The sequence below is a fragment of the Catellatospora sp. IY07-71 genome, from assembly GCF_018326265.1.
In the GTDB taxonomy this organism is placed as follows: domain Bacteria; phylum Actinomycetota; class Actinomycetes; order Mycobacteriales; family Micromonosporaceae; genus Catellatospora.
On record NZ_AP023360.1, the window covers coordinates 5,109,049 to 5,127,847 of the forward strand.

Below are 18,799 nucleotides of genomic sequence, written 5' to 3' on the forward strand. Positions count from 1 at the left end.
CCCGCGCGCCTCAGTCCTCCAGGCTCGGCGCCGCGGCCAGCCGGCGCAGCACCGAGTCCAGGCCGTCGCGGGCCGCGGCCAGCTCCCGGCCCCGCTGCGCGGCCAGCGCCAGGTCGTCGTCGCTCGGCGCCCCGGCCTGCATAGCCGCCCGCAGCTCGGCGACCTGGCCCCGCCAGCCGCCGCCCTGCGCGCCGCCGGACAGGATCTGCTCCGCGAGCCGCTTCGCCGCCCCGTCGGCCTGCAGCTGCAGCTGCGCCCGCTTGTCCCGCAGGTGCTGGGACGCGCGCTCCTGCTGCTGCATGTGCACCAGCTCCAGCAGCACCGGCGCGACGTCCGCCGCGATCCGCAGCGCGTGCGCGGTGTTCTTCAGCTTCTCCGCGTGCGCCGGGCTGGTGATGCCACCCGGCTTGCGCAGGTAGGAGATCAGGTCGCTCACGCCCTCGTGCTTCTGCAGACCCGCCAGCTCCTGCGCATACCGCGGGTCGGTGAGCACCCCCTCGATGCCAAGCAGCGACAGCGTTCGCGCGTACGCGTCGGGGTGGATCCGGTCCACCAGCGCCTGGTACTCGTTCAGGTGATGCGGCACGTCGGCGCCCTTGACGCCCAGCCGCAGCTCCTGCAGCTTGTCGGCCAGGAGCAGGCCCTTGGCCACGAAGTCGGTGAGCTGAGCGTCGGCCCCGCGCTGGCCCGGGATGGCCGCGTGCTTGACGAACTGCTCGACGTGCGGGCTCGCCGCTAGAGCGCCGGCCGCGACCGGGGTCAGCTCGATCTGGGCGCGCCGGGCCAGCGCCACCAGCTTGCTGGTGGACTCCGTGTGCCAGGCCGCGACGGACGAGTCGAGCCGTTCGCTGATCTTCTCGGCCAGCTGCTCGGTCGAGTCCACCCCGCCCTGCATGATCACGCTGTGCATCTCGTCGCGGATCTCGTCGCGCAGCCGGCTCGCCGCCGCGGCGTCGACGGCCGCCAGCTCCTCCTCCAGCACCAGCACCCGGGACCGGTCGGCCTCCATCCGCCGCAGCTGGTCCTCCGACTGCGCCACCGCCGCGGTGGCCTGCTCCAGGGCGAGCGCGCCGGTCCTGGCCCAGCGCCGCACCTGCGCCGCCGCCCGCAGCCGCCGCGCGTCCCCGGCGGCCAGTGCCGCCCGCAGCGCCTGTACGCCGTCCCACTCCCGGCCCTCGGCGAACGCCGCCGCGCTCGGGTTCGGGTTGCGGGCGTGCTGCCCGCCCAGGTCGGCCACCACCGCGATGATCGGCGGCAGCTCGCCGCGGACGCGCCGCTGCAGCGCCGTCACCACCGCGGACCGCTTGCGGTCGACTATCGCCCGGAAGCCGTCGAGGTCGTCGATCGGGTCGACGCCGGCCATGTCGGCCTTGGCGATGACCACGATCAGCGCCCCGGGCGGGAAGAACGCGCCGCCGTACGGGGTGATCGCCGTCCCGTCCACCAGCGCCGTCAGCCGGTCCACGTCGGTGCCCAGCAGCTGGGGCGTCACCGTGACGACCAGCAGGTCCGTCGCCGCGACCGAGGACAGCGCCAGCAGGTCGTGGCGCCGCTCGTCACTGCCCAGCCCGGGGGTGTCCACATAGGTGAAGCCGGCCGACCCGGCCTCGCGGATCTCGTAGGTCTCCCGGGAGGCGCTGACGGTCAGCCACTGCGGGATCGGGCTGCCGTCCTCCACGAGCAGCCGCTTGATCAGGCTCGACTTGCCGGCGCTCCACGGCCCCACCAGGGTGGTCCGCACCGTGCCCGAGTCGTCGGCCTGACGCCACGCGGTGTCGGCGTCGGCGATGGCCTGCGACCCGGCGGCCGCCTCGATCGCCCCGCGCAGCCGCTGCACCCAATCCGTACTCATCGGTGTTCTCCTCCAAGTAGCTCGTTCGCGAGAATCCGCGCGTCCTCGTACCGGCTCAGCCTCGCGCCGAGCACCTCGACCTGCTCGGCGTCCACCCGCAGGCGCTGCGACGTCTCCTCGATCGCCTGCTCGAGCAAACCACCCTGGGTCAACAGCCACGACAACCCGGGATGGGCCTCGACCAGTTGCGATACCCACTGCCGAGCGTCGGCGAACAGCCTCGTCTCGCCTTGCTCGCGTTCGCCCGCGCGGCGCTTGCGGAACGCGGTCGACAGCAGATCCTCCGCAGTGGTCGCGATCAGCGGCACGAACGGCGCGATCCGGATGAACCGTGCGGCGGCCGTGCTGCCCTTGCCGGCGAGCCGGCCCACCGACTTGAGCTTCGCCAGCCCGGCCACCGCGCCGCCGGCCCGGCCCAGCACCGAGGCTTCGGCGGCGCGCTGCAGGAACCGGGCCTGCAGGCGCAGGTTCGGGTCGCGCTGGTGCGGGATCGCGGGGCCCAGGTCGAAGGTCTCCATGTCCTGCGCCCAGTGCTCGACCTGCCGCTGGGTGTCGGCGGCCCATTCGTCGACGTATGCCTGGACGTCGGGCCGCTCGTGCAGGTGCAGGATCTGCCGGGCGATGGCGGCCTGCTCCTCCTTGTCGGTCGCGGCGTCCCACTGGTCGAGGTGGGTGCGGATCGCGCCGGTGACGATCCAGTCGAGCCGGTCGGCGGCCGCGGACCGCAGCGCGGTGGCGTTCTCCAGGCGCAGCCGCAGGTCGGCTTGGAGCATGCGCAGGCCGTCCATCTCCTCCTCGACCGTGGCCTTCGCCAGCTGCGCCGCCTCGGTCAGGCCGCTCAGCCGGCCCACGGCGCTCAGCAGCACCCCGGCGTCCACGGCGGACGGCATCAGCCAGGCCCGTGACGAGCGCCAGCCGTCGCAGAAGTCCTCGGTGCCGTCCCAGTCGGCGGGCTGGCCGGTACCCGTCACCGGGTCCGGGGCGAGGCTCACCACCTGCACCGCGGCGATGGGCCGGTCCTGCGGGCCCTGGATGCGGTGCAGCTCGCTGAGCAGCTCTGCCTCCTTGCGGCGGCAGCGCCGCACGAACTCCTCCGGTGACTCGACCGGGTCGGCGCCCATCACGTCGGCGTGCCCGATCACGAAGACGACCCGGTCGGCGCGGGACAGGACGCCGTGCGCCGGATCGCCGGTGATGACGGCGGCCAGGTGCGGGGTGGCGGTGAGGTTGGGGCTGAGCACGTACCAGATGAACGCGGCGTCGTGCAGTGCCCCGGTGGTGAGCGGATCGCCGAGCGGTGGCGTGTCGACCAGCGTCACGCCTTCCCACGGATAGTGGTGCACCTGCGAGGTCGGGCCGGTCTCCACCCGCACCGGCGCGCCGGTCAGCGACACCATCCGCCGTACCAGCGCCGTCTTGCCGGTGCCCCGCTCGCCGACCACGGCGACCCGGGGTGCCTGCTCGGCGAGCAGGGCCCGCAGTTGCGCGAGCGCGTTCTCGGCGTCGGGATCGGCGGCCGGGTCGTGGCCGTTGCCGGTCCACGTGTGCAGCCACCGCTGCGCGGATCCGGCCGCTACCGGGCGGGCACGGCGTACCGTCTGGGTCACCCGGGCCGCCGCCACCCGGTGCTCGGCCGGGAAGGGCCGCCCGGTGGAGCCGTCGTCGGCCGCGGCGCCTGGGGTCTCGTCGACCCAGTCGTCGCCGAGCCAGACCCGGCGGCCGGGGCGGCCGGTGGCGGCGTACTCGGCCTCGATCGAGGCCACCGCCGCCGACACGGCATGCCGCCCGAGCCCGGTGGGCCCGATCTCGCCGGACGCCCTGGTGAGCAGTTCGGCCTGGTGCAGCGCCCGGTGCTCCTGCGCGCGCAGGGACAGCGCCGACCGGACCAGCTCGCTGATCGAGGCCACGACCTGGTCGAAGGCGATGCGCAGCAGCCGGGCCTGCACCTCCTGCGACATGTTCAGGAAGTACTCGCGTACCGCCAGCCGGGCCTGGGCCAGCGCCGCCGCGCGCGACTCCCGCTTCTGGATCATTCCCTTCTTGCGGAACCGGCGGCCGACGATGTCGCCGACGATGCCGACCAGGGCCATCGGCGGGAACACCACGGTGCCGGCGGCGGCGATCGCCGTGCCGTACCGCACGAAGTTGCCGCCCGTCTGCAGGCCCTTGCCCGCGCTGCCGTCGAAGGAGGTGCTGGTCGTGGGCAGGCTGACGTGGAGGTCGGCCTCGACGGCGTCGAGGCGGTGCCGCAGGTGGCTGGTGAACGACGCCGCCACCGCCTGCACTGCCAGCTCGACCTCGTGCTGCTGGAAGACGGTCTTGGCGAACTCGTCGCCCTCGATGACCCGGTTGCGGGCGAAGGCGTCGTCGACGAGCACCTCGGCGCGGCGCAGCGCGTCGCGTTCCAGCGGCCCGAAGTGGGAGGTCATCAGGTTGGTCACGAAGTCGACGACGACCCCGGGCCGGTCCGAGAAGATGGCCTGACCGCTGCGCCGCTGCAGTTCCTCCAGGTTGGCCAGCACCCGCGCGGTGGCCGGGGGCACCGCCTGCGCGCCTGCCGCGTGGTGCAGGTGCTGCGCGTCGCCGAACAGCCACAGCACCTTCGCGATGGCTCGCTCCACCACGACCGCACGCCCACGCAGGTCGGCGGCCAGCTCGGTGAGCTCCCGCGCCCCGCCGGACGCCTGCGACACCAGCTGCCGGGACAGCGAGCCCAGCCGCAGCCCGACCGCGTCGGTGGTGATCGCCCTGGTCATCAGGCGTTCCAGCACGTTGACGTGCGACCACGCCATCAGGTTGGCGACGCCGTAGTCCCGGCGGTGCTTGCGGAAGGTCGTCGCGTCGTAGCCGTCGTAGTTCTCCGGCAGCCGGGCGTACGCCGCCCGCCTGCTGTTGATCGCGACGATGGGGACCTCGGGCAGGCCGATCTCGGCGAGCTGGCCCTGCAGCCACAGCGCAGACTGCGCCACCGCGTCGGACAGCTGACGGCGGAACGCCGGGTCGGGCACCCGGGGCGGCTGCCGCCACAGGGCGTTCTTGACGTTGAGCACGGCGATGGCCTGCTTGCCGAACTCGGCGACCCACCGGGAGATCTCGGCGAACTCGGTGATCTGGGTGACGGTGTCGTCGAAGCAGAGCAGCACCAGGTCGGCGGTGCGCACGGCGGCGCGGGCCCGTTCGTGCAACTCGGCGGCGTCGACGGTGCGCCCCCAGCCACCGGTGCCGGGGGTGTCGACCAGCCGGCTGCCCTGCCAGAGCAGCGCGCCGACCTCGGTGGTGAAATCGTTGTCGCCGGGGGAGATGAGCGTGCCGTCGCCCCTGCCCAGTGCGGTGATCAGGGTGCTCTTGCCCGCGCCGGTGCGCCCGAAGAAGACCACGTTGAACGTGTCGATGTCGGCGAGCTGGTCGGTGACCATGGCGCGCAATGCCGCGGCGGTCTTCGCGGCCAGCATCCCGGCCTCGTCCTGCAGCGCGTCCGCGGACAGGTCCTCGTCCAGGCGGGCCACCAGCTCGCGCAGCCGGGCGGCGACCGGGCGGCTCTGCGCCACCGCCGCGGCGCAGGCTCGCTGGAACTCCGCCCCGCTGTCGGAGGCCGATGCTGCGCCTAGGGCCGTTGCCGGATCAGTCATGCGGGCACCGCCACCACACTCCATCTACACACACCTGATGAGGCACACCCGATTGAGATCAGGCGCGCCCCAGTTTCCTCGACCGGTGCGACAGGACGCAGCGCGGAGCCCACGCAGACCCGGCTCGGCGCCGGAGTCATCCCTTTCGCGCACATTCGTGGCACTGTGCATCGCATCCGGATCGTGAGCACCTCCGTCCGTATACGCTGACGGACAGGCCGCTCACCGACGTGGGGCGGTGCGGAACGGCCCGTATCCGACGATCGACGTGGGTTCCGGCGACGCAGCCGACCGCACCGGTGCCGCGCGTGATGCCGGCCTTTACCACCGCTGCCGGTCGATCGTCAGGCCGGACGGTGAGCGGAGACCGGTACGGCGGTCACCGCGTGATCCGCCAGCGGCGGTCGGGCAGCCGTACGCCGATCGTCTTCGCGGCGCCGAAGGCGGTCACGTCGGTCAGGCAGCCGTGGCGGACGTTGCCGAGCAGCACCTCGGTGCCGTGCTCCACCAGGATCGCGTCGCTGAACGGGGTGCTGTGCACCGCACCGTCACGTACGTGGTGGATCGCGTCGTCGGCGAGCACCAGGTGCTCGTCGTCGCCTCGCCGCAGCTTGCGCCACAGCGAGGGCTTCAGCACCTTCCCCTGCGGGGCGAAGGTGCCGACGGGGCACCCGATCCGTGCCAGGCCGGCCAGGTCGACCTCGGTGCCGGTCGGCACGACCACGAGTGCCGAACCGAGCCACGACGCGGCCGCGCCGCTGACGTCGTGCGGCGTCAGCCCCCGTGCGGCCGCGATGTCGTCCGCGCCGAACTCGTCGGACGGGCTGAGCAGCGATGCCTTCGCCTCGATCGGCAGCAGGCCGATCCCGTCCTCAGCCGCCATCCAGTCGATGGCCTCGTCGAGCTCGTCGGGCGTGGGCGGCGTGGTGGCGATGCCCCGCAGCTGCTCCCACAGGATCGCCGCCGCCAGCGCCGAGTCGCGGGTGCGGCCCTTGCCGCTGTAGTGCACGCCGAGGCCGATCTCCAGCGTGGACGCGGACACGGGGGTGGACCACTCGTTGGTCCAGCAGTCGAAGCCAGCCTCGTCGAGCGCGTCGTTCACACGGATACGCAGTACGCCCAGCACCAGCATCGCCAGCGGGCCCGCAGCGGCGGTGACCGCGATGCCGGGTGCGACGACCTCGTCGTGGTACCAGCCAGCCGTGCGGGCGGCGACAGCGTCGTGGTCGGGGCGTGGCCCCGGTGGCAGCGGTATCTCCAGGCCGGGCCACGGTGCGCGGCTGAGCCCGAGCGCGGCGTTGCCGGCGTGGAAGAACCGGGCGGCGTGTGCACGCACCTCGTCGGCGGTGAACGCGGCGTAGGGGACGGCGGGCCAGCGGGCCACCCCGGCACCGGCGGTGCCCAGGCGCCGCGCCAGCAGCGAACCCCACGGGTCGCGGCAGCTGTCGCCGAGTTCCAGGCCGAGGGAGACGACCAGATCACCCGGGTCGGCCTGTGCCGCGATCTCGTCCAGCCGGTCCAGCGGGAGGTCGGCCAGCACGGCGCAGCATTCGGCCAGATGCGCGGCGACCTCGCCGGGCGTGCCTGAGGCGGTGAACGCGGTGTCGACGAAGGTGGTGTGCTGGTCCGCTTCGCTGCTGATCTCGTCGAGCACCAGCAGCTGCACCAGGTGGTTGAGGCCGATCCGGTCCACGCCCTCGTCGCGGGTGCCGACCCCGAAGACCAGCGACGCGTGCACGTCCTCCGAGACGTCCTGCCAGGAGACGGTCACCCCGTCGAGCTCAGTCCGATGCATGGCGCGCAGCCTACGTATCCCGGGCAAACGCCGGCCGGCGCGGGTGCGGTCGGTCGAGTGTCCAGCGTGCCGTGGGCGCGCGGGTCCCGGGCGTTCGGCCGGCTGCGGCGCGAGGGCGTACTCCGCAGACCCCGGCTCCGGCGGCTTACGGCAGCGTGAAGTGCGCTATCGCCGTCGAGTGCAGGCTGCCCAGCCACACCGTGCCGGAACTTTCACGTACCCCGGTGACCATCGAGAATCCCGGTGTGGTCGTCTGCAGGTCGTGAACCGTGCGGCCGGAGTCGTCGACGGCCTGGACCCAGACCGTGTCGGCGGGTTGCGGCAGCAGCGCGTCGGGCAGCGCCCACAGCAGCCGCCGCAGGATCGGCGGCCGCGCCGCGAGCAGGTCCAGCGCCCGGTTGCGGGGCGAGCCCATCGCGATCCAGATCAGGCCGTCGGTGCCGCGCGCGATGTTGTCGGGGAAGCCGGGCAGGTTGTCGACGAGGACGTCGCTGCGCCCGGCCTGCGGGCCGGTCAGCCAGCAGCGGGTCAGCCGGTATGCCCCGGACTCGGCGACGGCGACGTACGACTCGTCGGCGGCCAGGGCGACGCCGTTGGCGAAGTGCAGCCCGGTGAGGACGGTGGTGAGCGTGCCGTCCGGGTCACGTCGCAGCAGGCGTCCGGTGCCCGAGTGCTCGATGAGGTCGGCTTTCCAGTGCGCGAGGTCGAACCGGGCCGACGAGTCGCTGAACCAGATGGTGCCGTCGGCGGCGATGGCCGCGTTGTTGCAGAGTCGCAGAGCCACGCCGCCGATCGGCGTACCGGTGGGGACGAGGTCTTCGATCGCCCCACTGTCCGGCTGCACGCGGAGCAGACCGCGAGTGGAGTCGCAGACCACGAGGGTGCCGTCGGAGTCGGCCTCGATGCCGAGCGGGCGTCCGCCGGTCTCGGCGACGACCTCGACGTCCTTGGCGCGTACGCGCAGGATCCGGCCGTCGGCGAGGCCGGTGTAGACGGTGCCGTCGGGGGCCACCGCGACGTCCTCCGGCCCGACGCCGGGTGTCCGGTGCAGGACCGGCCGGGGCATCGCGACCGCGCTGCGCGACAGCCGCGCTCTCCCGGGAGTGGCTGGTGGCTGCCAGACGACCGGCCTGATGCGGGGCTTCATGGAACGGTCAGACTAGTCGCGGTCGCGCCGGGATTCAACGGTGCTCGATCGCGTTGAACGGAGACTTCCTCGCCTGTCCGCGATCCGGTTGCCGGCGGCGGGAATGCCGAGGACCGGCGGGAATGCCGAGTGTGCTGATGCCGCTGAGTCCCATGTGCCGTAGCGGCCGGAGGCCGCGCAGCGCGCACGGCTACGGCGTGTTTCATAAGTAGGCGGCTGGCCGGTCGCCGTCGCGAGGTTCGTGGCTGCGGTTAGTGATGCCGAAGCGCGCAGGTGGCGGGGTTTTGTCGGCGGTGTGTGGCAGGGTGTGCTGCCGTGGCCCGTTTCACCACGTTCCGGTTCTGTCTGGACCCGACTGTCGAGCAGGAGGCTGCGCTGCGCCGGCATGCGGGTGCGGCCCGGTTCGGGTACAACCAGTGCCTTCGGCTGGTCAAGCAGGCCCTCGACGGTAAGCAGCGTGGGACGGTCGGGAAGGTGCCGTGGTCGGGCTTCGACCTGATCAACTCGTTCAACGCCTGGAAGTGCTCGGCTGACGCCGGGCGGGTGCTGGTGGCCGCCGCCGACGGAACGACCACGGTGCAGGCCACCGGGCTTGCGTGGCGGGCGCAGGTGTGCCAGCAGGTGTTCGAGGAGGCCGCGGTCGATCTCGGCCGTGGGCTGGCCGCGTACACGGGGTCGCGTACCGGCGGCCGCAAGGGCCGGCGGGTGGGTTTCCCGAGGTTCAAGTCCAAGATGCGTGCACCGCTGTCGTTTCGGCTGCGCAACAAGACCTCCGGGGGCCGGGCGGGTATCCGGGTCGGCGGGCAGGCACCACGGACCGTGTCCATGCCCGGCGTCGGCACGGTCGCGGTGCGTGAGGACACCCGCCGCCTGCGCCGCATGATCGGCAAAGGGCGGGCGAAGATCCTGTCCGCGACAGTCGGCCACCGGGCCGGCCGGTGGTGGGTATCGCTGACCTGCCAGACCGCCGACCTGCATGAGACATCCCGCCATGAGCCCGACGGCGGCGCGGGGTGGGTGGGCGTCGACCGGGGTCTGGCCGCGTTCGTCGTGGCCGCCCGCGCCGACGGCACGCCGGTGCTGCGGGTGGACGACCCGCCACGGCCCGCACGCACCGGGATGGCCCGCCAGTGTCGCCTGGCCCGCGCCGTCACCCGCAAACAGCCCGGCTCTCGCAACCGTCGTGAGGCGGTGGCGCGGCTGGGTCGCCACCACGCCCGGATCCGCGCGATCCGGCAGCGTTTCCTGCACCAGGTCTCCAACCAGCTGGTCAAGACCCACGACCGGCTCGCCATCGAGACCCTCACCATCACCGGCATGCTGGCCAACCGGCACCTGGCCGCAGCGGTCGCCGACGCGGCATGGGCCGAACTGGCCCGCCAGATCGGCTACAAGCAGCAGTGGCGCGGCGGCCGCCTCACGCTGGCCGACCGCTGGTACCCGTCGACCAAGACCTGCGCCTCATGCCGGGCCGTCGCCCAGGCCATGGCGCTGAGCCAGCGCACCTTTGCGTGCCAGGCGTGCGGGTATCAGGCCGATCGCGACCTCAATGCCGCGGTCAACCTCGCCATCTGGGCCGAGCAGCATGATGCCCAGGTCCGGGACCTCCACGCAGGGGGCCCGGTCACCAACGCCCGCCGAGGGGAAGGCTCTGGCCCGCGCACCCGCGCAGGCGAAACCAGCCCTGACGACGCGGGAACCCCGTCAGCCCCAGCAGGGGCGAGACGGGGACGCCCGAGAAGGGCGCTGTCTCATCACTCCAACGAGTTATGAAACAGGCCGTAGATTCGCTGCGTGGCAGAGGCGAAGCGGCAGGGTTCCAAGGTGGTCGCCGGTGTGATCGGCGCGGCGGCCGGAGCGTCGCTGACGGCGGGCCGGGGGCCTGCCGCCATGGCCACCGGAGCGGTTGCCGGAACCGTCGTGATGGTGGCCGCCGACGTGGTCGCCAGGGCGCGGCAGCGGCCGAACGAGATCCCGGCGCTGTGGTCGCGCATCCTGGCGGGCGCCGCGCTGGCCGCGCCGCTGGGCTGGGCGTTCGGTGCGGTGACCGGGGCCGGGCCGGTCGTCGTCGGCTTGCTCGCGGGCCTGTTGACCGGACTGCTCGGCATCCGGCCGTACAAGGTGCTGCTCGGTCCCGCCGTGGGCCTTGCCGTGGGCTGGGCACTGTCGGCGCGGTGGCCCGGTGTGCCCGCGGCTGCGGTGGCCTTCGCCGTGGTGGTGGCCTTCCGGGTGCTGTCCGCGCTGCTGTTCCGCGAACCGCAGGTCAGGCTGCTCGCCGAGCGGGTGGGCGCTGGCGACCTGCCGTTCGTCGTGCCGCTCGCGGCCCGTACCGGCTACGTCGGCACCGGCTACGTGCGCGAGCTGGCGCAGGTGCTCGGCGGCGAGTACACGCAGGCGGCGTCCGATGTCGGCATCGTCGCCTCGCTCGACGAGCTGGCCGGTCCGGGGTTCGACCCGGCCGGGGTCGATCCGCTGGTGCGCGAGTTCTACGAGCACACGACCCGGTTCCGGCTGGACATCGTGCCCGAGTGGCGGCTGTGGGTGCGGCCCGGCTACCTGCTCTACCGCCAGCTGGTCGCGCGGCCGCTCGGGCAGGCGAACGTCCCGATGAACCAGCGTGAGACGCAGCGCGGCGTAGTGAGCCGCATCGACACGATCAGCCGCCCGGACGGCGGCGTCGTGCGCGGCTGGATCCGGGCCCATGCGGGCACCGACGAGCCGATCTACGTCGGCATCTACACCACCTACCGGCGCGCCGGGCAGGGCTATGTGAGCGTCGGCTTCCCGCTGCCGCAGGCCAGCTTCACCGCGACGCTGGCACCGCTGCCGCGTCCCGGCGGCGGCCTGGTCCTGACCAGCCGCAGCGAGCTCGACCAGCCCGGCCACTACCTCACCTACATCGACGAGGCCACTGGCGAGCTGACCTCGCTCGCGGTCGACGGGTTCGCCGAGCAGCTCGACGTCTACCTGGTGGACGGGCACCTGCGGGCCGACCACGCGTTCCGGGTCTTCGGGCTGCCGTTCCTGGTGCTGCGCTACCGGATCGAGCGCAAATAGGCGGCGGCGGATCATGGCGGCCGCCTACCCTCGCGGGTAATCGCGTTCCGGTCCCGGTGGGGGCCCGATATCGTGACCGGCTGCCGCGCGGAAGGACGGATCATGTCGCAGAACCCACCCCAGCTACCGAACCTGTGGCGTCTGACCTGGCTCGACGTGGACCCCTCGCGGCGAGAATTCGATCCGGCTGCTGTCGCGTCGATCGTCCGTGCCCTGCCGCCGGCAGACAGGGTTCCAGCTCCCGGCACCGATTGGCGTCTGGTCGACTTCTGGTACGACGAGATGACGGCCGCACTCGTCGACTCCTACGGCCCATGGGTCGTCGGCTGGCCTTACCGAGTGGAGATGGAGGACACCGCCGAGTACGGACGCATCCCCGCATGGCGGCAGGAGAATCCTCCCATCACGGCGCCGGGTGAGGTTCTGGCCGGTATAGCCGACGCCGTGGTGGCGTGGCAGGGACTGCTCACGGAGTTGTCCACCGACCCGCGTTCACGGTTCGTGCCGTCATCGGCGCGGGCGATCGAGGACGACGACGGTGTGCCGCGGGCCTGGCGGGTCGTCATGGGCCCGGTCAAGCGCCTCGTCTTCCCCCAGCATCCTCGCCTGCCGCACCCGGCGGGGTTGAGCTGGGCCGAGGTCGATCCCGCGCGGCGCCGATTCGACCCGGAGACCGTTCCGGCGGTGCTGGCGGGAGTGCCGGCGGCGGCGAGCGTGCCGGCTCCGCACGCCGACTGGCGCCTGATCGATCTCTGGCTGGAGACGGTGACCAGCGCGCTCGTGGAGCAGTACGGGACGTGGGTGGTGGGCTGGCGCTGGTCGATCGGCGAGGGAGACCTCGACGGAGGTGTGGTGGGCGCCTGGTGCTGCGCGAGTCACTCGATCACGACGCCGGAGGCGACCCGGGCCGCGGTCGCCGCATCGGTGGTGGAGTGGCACGACTGGCTCGTCGATCTCGCCGAGCGGTTCGCCCGCTTCCTGCCGTTGCCCGGTGACCTGCCCGCCGATGACGCGCTGGACGGCTGGGAGCGGGCAGTGGCCCACCTGGTGACCGCGGTGGGCGATCGCACGCAGTACGAGTCCGGGTGGTACGGGTGCTGCCGGACGGTGCTCGGCTGGTTCCTCACCGCCGCCGGCATGGAGGACCGGGAAAGGCGGGACGAGCTGATCGCACACGCAACCGATGGCCGCTTCGCCAGCTGGGTGGAGCCGTCACGGGCGGACGTGCATTCGGTGGCCGAGCGCCTGGCCGAGCAGGTCGTCCGTGCCGGCACCTGACCACCTCGCCAGGTGGCGCCAGGTGAGGGAGCAGGTTGCTTGGCGTGACGTCGTCTCAGACGGGGTCAGGCCCGTGCGGGCACTACGTGACGGGTTCGCCGACCACGCTCGCGCTTCCGCCGACCGGGGCGCGGAGCGCCTGCACCGGCTCCTGGACGCACAGGACGACGTACGGCACGCGGCGGCCGCGGGCACCGCCCTCACGCCTGAGCTGCTCGCCCGATGGAACAGGATCACGCTCGGCGTTCCGGTGGCGCGGTTCCGGCGCGGTCCCGCGTACGCCAAGAACGGCCGGGAGCGGTATGGCCTGCACCCGGCCACGGAGCACTGGTTCGCGACGTGCGTGGCGCAGGGAGACGAAACGGCGGCACCGCTCGCTGCCCGAGCCGCTCGGCTCTACCTCGATGTCGCCTTCTTCCACCCGTACGACGACGGCAACGCGCGCCTGGCCGGGCTCGCGCTTCAGTTCGTGCTGCTACGTGAACAGGTCGAACTCGACGACGTCGTGCCGGTGCTGAACCCGGTGCGCCGGGCCGACGACGCCGATGGCGCCGCAGACCTCGCCCGGCTGATACACGGCATGGCCGCTGCGACCCACCGCCGCCGGCTGCGAGCGTCCCGTCACCCGGGTTCCGGTGGCGGCGACACCCTGGTCGATCCGGGAGTCGGCTGGTGAGGCGGTGGATATGGACAGCGCGTCGCCCATCCTGGCAAGATCACCGCCCATGACCGACCACGAGCGGCTGGACATGCTCGCGCGGCGAGCGGTGGCGGCCGCAGCCGCCGTGACGTGGACGCCGGGCGAGCGTGCCGACCCGGCTGAGGCCGCTCTCCGGACCGCCCTCGCTGACCTGGCCGAGCTGCTCGGCATCGCCGACGGCTCGCGCGACGAGCGCACCGTGCAGGTGCCGGCCGAAGTGACGCCGGAGCTCCTCTACCGTGCTGCCGCGACCCTCCCGGACGAGGGACATCGGACGTCCATGGTCATCGGTCTGCTTCCTCACCTCACCGACGCCCGCTTCCGGGAGGTCGTCGCGCAGTTGCCGGAGCTGGCCGAGTATCCGCGCAGCCGGCTGGTCGTGGCGGTGGCCGAACGGCTTGAGCGCGAACAGGTCGAGGCCGTCTTCGCTTCGGTGATGTCCATGCAGACGCGCGACGATTTCGTCCACGCCATCGCGGCACTGCTACCGTATCTGGCCGAGCCACAGCGAGACCTCGCGATCCCGAAGGTGCTCCGTCAGCTGACCGGGCATCCCTATCGCGTAGGCGAGTTCGTCCTGGCGCTCGCGCCGAAGCTGACCGCGCCGGAACTGGCCGCGGCCCTGGAGCAGTTCGCGGCCGCGACGCCGCCGTCCGAACGCTTGAGGACGCTGACCTGGATCGGCGCCCACCTGACGGCAGACCAGCGCGACGACACGCTCGACCTCATCCTCGAACTGCAGGACGGCAACGCCGCCGCCGTCGACCTCACCGCGCTGGCGCCGCACCTGGACGACGCCCAGCTCGAAAGAGCCGTCGCCGCCGCTGCCACGCGCTCCGACCCCGGCCATCGGGCTCGCGCCCTGACCGGCCTGATCCCGCACCTGGCGGATGAGCGGCGCCCGGCGGCCATCGCGGCCGCGGTCCAGGCTGTCCTGGCCGCCGGCCCCGACGACACGATCAGCAACATCGCCCTGCCCGATCTCCTCCGCCACCTGGCGCCTGAGCAGATCCAGCTGATCCTGGACATGGTCGGCGCCCGCCCCCGCGTCCCGCGAGGCGGCAGGCACGTCGTACTCCTGGCCCCGTACCTGACACCGGCGCAGCTCAGGCAGGCACTGACGAGCGCCGACTCGGCCGGCTACGCGGGTGACCGGTACGCCTCCCTTGCCGCGATCGCGCCGCAGTTCCCACCAGGCGAGCGCGCGGCCGCGGTCGACCTCGCCCTCTGCACGCTGAAGTCGTACGACGGATGGGCCGGGCTCGACCCGAACCTGGCCGCCGTCATGACCCCGCATCAGCGCGACACGACACTCGACGTCGCGGCAGGCCGGGCCGACCGCGCGAGCATCATGGCCGGCCTGGCCGCCCACCTCGATCCGGCGCAGCTGGACCGGGCGCTCGCCGCCGGCCTCGAGGCCGCCGATGGCGACGAGCGCATCGCCGTCCTCGTCGCGCTAGCGCCTCACCTTCGGCACGATGCCCTCGGCGCTGCGCTGGCGGCTCTGGAGGCGGTGCCGGATCCGCAGGCGCGTACCGACGCCCTGCTCCTCGCCGCCGGCCAGATGCCGAACGCCACCCGGACCGCCGCCGCCGACGCGGCATTGCGGGCCGCCGGGCAGATAGCCGACGCCGACGACCGGGCCCTCGCACTCACTCGGCTGGCCGACTTCGTCGAACCGGAACAGCGCCCTGCCGTGCTGGTGCGTGCTTATGCGGCCGCGATGGCCGTCGACGAGGATTCCCTTCGCTTCCTGCGGCTCGCGAGCCTCATTCCGGCTTGCTCGGCACCGGCGCGGATCGCGACATGATCGACCGGTGGAGGCCGCAGGTAGCGGGGCGTAGCGGTGGTCGAGGGCGAATCCGGCCGATCGGTACGGCCCGCGTGCGCCGGCGGGGTGGGCCGTAGCTGCTGCCCGCGGCCATGGCCGTGATGGCAAGGGCCGGTCGGCCGCACTGACGGTGCAGATCGCCGAGTCGGTCACGCGCCCGCCGGTGCGGCCCGGCCGACCGCGGCCACCGGTGTCGGCGCCGGACGCGCGTACCGCAGGCTCCGGCTGAGCAGCAACGTCGTGGCCAGGGACAGGCCCGCCGCCAGCGTGATCGCCACGTGCGCGGGCAGCACGTCGGCAACCGTTCCGGCCAGCGCCGCGAACACCGCCTGCCCGGTCATCATGCCGTTCTGCTGCAGGCCGAGCGCCTGCCCGCGGGCCTCCGGCGGCGTCCGGTCGATCAGCCACTCCTGCAGCGGCAGCGAAGCCGCGAACCCGACCGAAGCCACCAGCGCCAGCACCATCGCGAGCGGCAGTCCAGGTCTGATCACGAAGACGAGGTACGGCAGCGGAAGCAGCAGCCGCAGCGGGACGACACAGCGGCGGCGGGCAGCCGGTGACAGGATCCGCCCCACCACCACGTCACCGGTCAGCATCCCCAGCGCGCCCGCGGCGTACAGGAACCCGGCCCGTTCTCCCGCGTACGGCAGGAACAACGCCTCGCAGCCGACGACCAGCCCGCCGGGCAGCCACAGATTGAGGTACAGCGCCCGGCACCCGCGGTCGGCCCACAACTGCCGGTTGACCCGCATCGTCTGGCGCGTGGACGTCCGCACCCCGCTGCGGGCCGGCCGTTCGCGCAGGCCGAACCAGGTCATCGCCACCGCCACCGCCCGCAGCGCGGTCGCGATCAGGAACACCTGGTGCGGGCTGAGCCAGACCAGCAGCAGCCCGCCCGTCCCGAAGCCGGCGATCTGCATCACCCCTACGCTGGCGTTCATCGTCGACCGGGCCAGCACGTACCCGCCGGGCGGCAGGATGTCGTTGAGCAGCGACCAGCGGGCGCCGCCGGTGATCGACCCGACGTACGCGACGAGCATGATGACGACGAAACGGGCGCCGATCGGCAGCCCGGGTACGGCCTGAAGCGCGGTTCCGGCGAGGGCGACCAGTGCGGCCAGCGTCAGCGCCCGGCGCGGCGGCAGGCTGTCGGCGGCCGACAGCAGGGTCACGCTGCCCAGCACGCCGGCCAGCGGCGCCCCGAACATGCTCAGCGCGGTCAGCGCCGCGGATCCGGTCACGGCGTAGGTCAGCGAGCCCAGCGCCAGCGCCGAGCTGGTGTGGGCGGCGATGCCCGCACAGTTGGCCAGGAACAGGCTGCGGAACTCGCGGACGGTGAACAACTCCGAATAGGTCCTCACGCCCAAGACCCTGAGGTCCGGCGGGTGCGAGCCGTTAGAGTTACGGCTGGAGGCGAAACGTGGGTGTCTGGCGGGTACCGGTGGATCTGCTCGTACGCAGCCGTTTCACGATCTCGCCGCTGACCGACACCTTCGCCGCGCTGCGGACGCTGCGCCGCGCCCCTCACCCATGGCAGCAGGCCTGGCGACAGCCGCACCTGGCCGCGTACAAGCAGATGCTGGCCCGGCAGCCGAAGGTGCGAGCGCTGCTCGCGGCGTCGTTCGGCTTCCATTGGATCGCGGACTTCTTCACCCGGGTCCCGCCGACGGCGGCGCCGACCTTCGCCGAGGAGCTCGCGGCGATCGCCGGGTACACCGACGAGCAGATCCGCGACGACCTGCGGGCGACCAGACCGGGCCCGCTCGACGACCTGCTGTCCGGCGAAGGGCTGGCCCAGACCGCGGTGTATCTGCTGGACTGGGTCTGGACGCACACGGTCGCGCCGGAGTGGCCCGCGCGCGAGCAGCGGCTGAGGGCCGACGTGGTGGCGCGCACCGCTCGGCTCAGCGCCGAAGGCTGGGCGGGCGCCTTCGCAGACCTGGAAGGCACCGTGCGCTGGCTGGGCGAGGGCCGCCTGCAGGTCAACGACCTGCCTGAACCGCCCGTGCCGCTCGACCAGGCCGAACGGCTGGTGTTCGTCCCGGCGCACTACTCCCGCGGCTGGGTGCTGTGGAATCGGCCCACCTGCTTCGGTCTGGTGTACCCGGCCCGTGGCGTCCTCGCCGAGACCACCCCGCCGGCGCCGGACGGGCTGGACCGGCTGATCGGCCCGAACCGGGCGGCCATCCTGCGCCGCCTGGACACGCCGGTGAGCACGTCGCACCTGGCCGCGCTCACCGGCCTGGCCCTGGGCTCGGTCAGCGACCATCTGCGGGTGCTGCTCGACGCGGGCGCGGTGGCCAAGTGCCGGTCCGGGCGCGAGGTGCTGTACTGGCGCACGCCACTCGGCGAGGCCATGACCGGCCGCGCGGGTCAGAAAGGCCGCACGTAGCGGGCGAAGCGGTGCTCGACGGCGAATCCGGCCGACCGGTACAGCCCGAGCGCGCCGGTCGGGCTGTCCGCGTCGACCCCGAGCCCGGCCAGCGCGAACCCGTCGAGTTGGGCCTGTCGCAGCGTAGCGGCGAGCAGCGCGCCCGCCAGACCGCGGCGCCGGTGTTCGCGCCGCGTGCCGACTACGGTGATCCACGCCTCGGACCGGCCCGTCGCCTGAGTGTCGGCCTGATAGTGGTGAGCCAGCAGGATCGCCGCCAGACCGCCGTCGGCGGGCGCCGGGTGGTCGGCGGTGGCGACGTACGACAGGCCGGGGCGGAACGCGGGCGTGCCGGTGATCCAGTGCCGCCACGTGTCGGCCGCCCGTTCGGAGAAGCCCCAGTGGTCGGCGAACGCCGCGTTGCGGACCAGGCGGGCGGCCTCGACGTGGCGGTCCGGATCGAACCGCTCGATCCGGTACCCGGCGGGCACCGAGACCTGCGGCAGCTCGCCGGACAGCGGGCGGCGCATCGCGAAGAACCAGCGCTGCGGCGCGAAACCCGCGCCCGCGAACAGGGCCTGCTTGCCGTCGTTGGCGTCGCTGACCTCGGCATGCAGCTCGCAGGGGGCGCCCGGATGCCGGGCGCCGGCCACGGCCGGAGTCGTCTTGAGTGCCCAGTCCAGCAGCTGCCTGCCCAGGCCCTGCCGCCGGTACGCCGGGTGCACGACGCCGTCGAAGAAGACCCGGTGCACGGGGACCGGCGAATCGTTGGTCCGCAGCACACCCGCGGCGGCCAGGCGCCCGCCGTCCCACGCCCCGAGGGTCGCGTTCGCCAGGTCGAGGTGGGGGTCCTGCAGCTCGCGGGCGAGGTCGTCGGCGTCGTAGTGCTCGCCGGTCCGGTCGACCTGCTCTGCCTCGGCGACCGCGTCGGCCCAGCCGGCGGCGTCGCTGACCCGTAGCGGTTCCCATCGCATCGCGCGAGCGTATGTACGCGCCGCGACCGGCCGCGAGCGAATTACGCGCCACCACGGCATTGCGGCCCGGTGGCCGGCGGGACATTGATCCTCGGACTGCCGATGAGCCGAGCGCTCCTGCTGGCGGGCCCCGCGGGCGTGCCGGCAGCCCAGCCGGCCGACCGG

Annotated in this window: 12 protein-coding genes; 6 read left to right on the plus strand and 6 right to left on the minus strand. The window is 73.1% G+C overall.

The window, feature by feature from the left end; all coding sequences use genetic code 11:
* Window positions 1-10 precede the first annotated feature (10 nt).
* The 4 genes from CS0771_RS22645 to CS0771_RS22660 all read right to left on the minus strand — a co-directional run bounded on the left by CS0771_RS22645 (window position 11) and on the right by CS0771_RS22660 (window position 8,342).
* Window positions 11-1,852, minus strand: a complete 1,842-nt coding sequence (locus CS0771_RS22645; RefSeq protein WP_212842867.1) for a GTPase — start codon at window positions 1,850-1,852, stop codon at window positions 11-13.
* Window positions 1,849-5,481 (minus strand): GTPase, encoded by a 3,633-nt coding sequence (locus CS0771_RS22650; protein WP_212842868.1) that lies wholly within the window; start codon window positions 5,479-5,481, stop codon window positions 1,849-1,851. The genes CS0771_RS22645 and CS0771_RS22650 overlap by 4 nt, the downstream gene beginning before the upstream one ends.
* A 379-nt stretch (window positions 5,482-5,860) precedes the next feature.
* Entirely contained in the window at window positions 5,861-7,276 is a 1,416-nt protein-coding gene (locus CS0771_RS22655; RefSeq protein WP_212842869.1) for a hypothetical protein, read from the minus strand.
* Window positions 7,277-7,421: 145 nt separating this feature from the next.
* Window positions 7,422-8,342 carry an SMP-30/gluconolactonase/LRE family protein gene (locus tag CS0771_RS22660; RefSeq protein WP_212842870.1) on the minus strand — a complete coding sequence of 307 codons (921 nt, stop codon included), beginning with the start codon at window positions 8,340-8,342 and terminating at the stop codon, window positions 7,422-7,424.
* Between the two features lie 396 nt (window positions 8,343-8,738).
* Between CS0771_RS22660 and CS0771_RS22665 the strand changes: the two genes are divergently transcribed.
* The 5 genes from CS0771_RS22665 to CS0771_RS22685 all read left to right on the plus strand — a co-directional run bounded on the left by CS0771_RS22665 (window position 8,739) and on the right by CS0771_RS22685 (window position 15,268).
* Window positions 8,739-10,196, plus strand: coding sequence for an RNA-guided endonuclease TnpB family protein (locus CS0771_RS22665; RefSeq protein WP_212842871.1), 1,458 nt, complete (start codon window positions 8,739-8,741; stop codon window positions 10,194-10,196).
* A gap of 21 nt (window positions 10,197-10,217) precedes the next feature.
* Window positions 10,218-11,480 (plus strand): hypothetical protein, encoded by a 1,263-nt coding sequence (locus CS0771_RS22670; RefSeq protein WP_212842872.1) that lies wholly within the window; start codon window positions 10,218-10,220, stop codon window positions 11,478-11,480.
* Window positions 11,481-11,582: 102 nt separating this feature from the next.
* A complete protein-coding gene (locus CS0771_RS22675; protein WP_212842873.1) occupies window positions 11,583-12,758 on the plus strand; it encodes a hypothetical protein in 1,176 nt (391 codons plus the stop codon).
* 73 nt (window positions 12,759-12,831) lie between these two features.
* Window positions 12,832-13,434, plus strand: coding sequence for a Fic family protein (locus CS0771_RS22680; RefSeq protein ID WP_212842874.1), 603 nt, complete (start codon window positions 12,832-12,834; stop codon window positions 13,432-13,434).
* A gap of 49 nt (window positions 13,435-13,483) precedes the next feature.
* Window positions 13,484-15,268, plus strand: coding sequence for a hypothetical protein (locus CS0771_RS22685; RefSeq protein ID WP_212842875.1), 1,785 nt, complete (start codon window positions 13,484-13,486; stop codon window positions 15,266-15,268).
* Window positions 15,269-15,438: 170 nt separating this feature from the next.
* On the opposite strand, the gene CS0771_RS22690 is transcribed toward CS0771_RS22685, so the two are convergent.
* Complete coding sequence (locus CS0771_RS22690) at window positions 15,439-16,650, minus strand: MFS transporter (protein ID WP_212842876.1); 1,212 nt, start codon at window positions 16,648-16,650, stop codon at window positions 15,439-15,441.
* Between the two features lie 59 nt (window positions 16,651-16,709).
* On the opposite strand from CS0771_RS22690, the gene CS0771_RS22695 reads away from it, so the two are divergent.
* A complete protein-coding gene (locus CS0771_RS22695) occupies window positions 16,710-17,681 on the plus strand; it encodes a helix-turn-helix transcriptional regulator (RefSeq protein ID WP_212842877.1) in 972 nt (323 codons plus the stop codon).
* Here the strand turns inward: CS0771_RS22695 and CS0771_RS22700 are convergent.
* On the minus strand, window positions 17,663-18,634 hold the full coding sequence (locus tag CS0771_RS22700; protein ID WP_212842878.1) for a GNAT family N-acetyltransferase: 972 nt from the start codon (window positions 18,632-18,634) through the stop codon (window positions 17,663-17,665). The two genes, CS0771_RS22695 and CS0771_RS22700, sit on opposite strands and share 19 nt — an antisense overlap.
* Window positions 18,635-18,799: the final 165 nt, after the last annotated feature.

What these genes read in the sequence shown, in the direction of transcription:
- CS0771_RS22660 (WP_212842870.1), bottom strand. Translation starts at nt 8,342, where the DNA reads ATGCCCCGGCCGGTCCTGCACCGGACACCCGGCGTCGGGCCGGAGGAC.
- CS0771_RS22655 (WP_212842869.1), bottom strand. Translation starts at nt 7,276, where the DNA reads ATGCATCGGACTGAGCTCGACGGGGTGACCGTCTCCTGGCAGGACGTC.
- CS0771_RS22685 (WP_212842875.1), top strand. Translation starts at nt 13,484, where the DNA reads ATGACCGACCACGAGCGGCTGGACATGCTCGCGCGGCGAGCGGTGGCG.
- CS0771_RS22645 (WP_212842867.1), bottom strand. Translation starts at nt 1,852, where the DNA reads ATGAGTACGGATTGGGTGCAGCGGCTGCGCGGGGCGATCGAGGCGGCC.
- CS0771_RS22700 (WP_212842878.1), bottom strand. Translation starts at nt 18,634, where the DNA reads ATGCGATGGGAACCGCTACGGGTCAGCGACGCCGCCGGCTGGGCCGAC.
- CS0771_RS22675 (WP_212842873.1), top strand. Translation starts at nt 11,583, where the DNA reads ATGTCGCAGAACCCACCCCAGCTACCGAACCTGTGGCGTCTGACCTGG.
- CS0771_RS22650 (WP_212842868.1), bottom strand. Translation starts at nt 5,481, where the DNA reads ATGACTGATCCGGCAACGGCCCTAGGCGCAGCATCGGCCTCCGACAGC.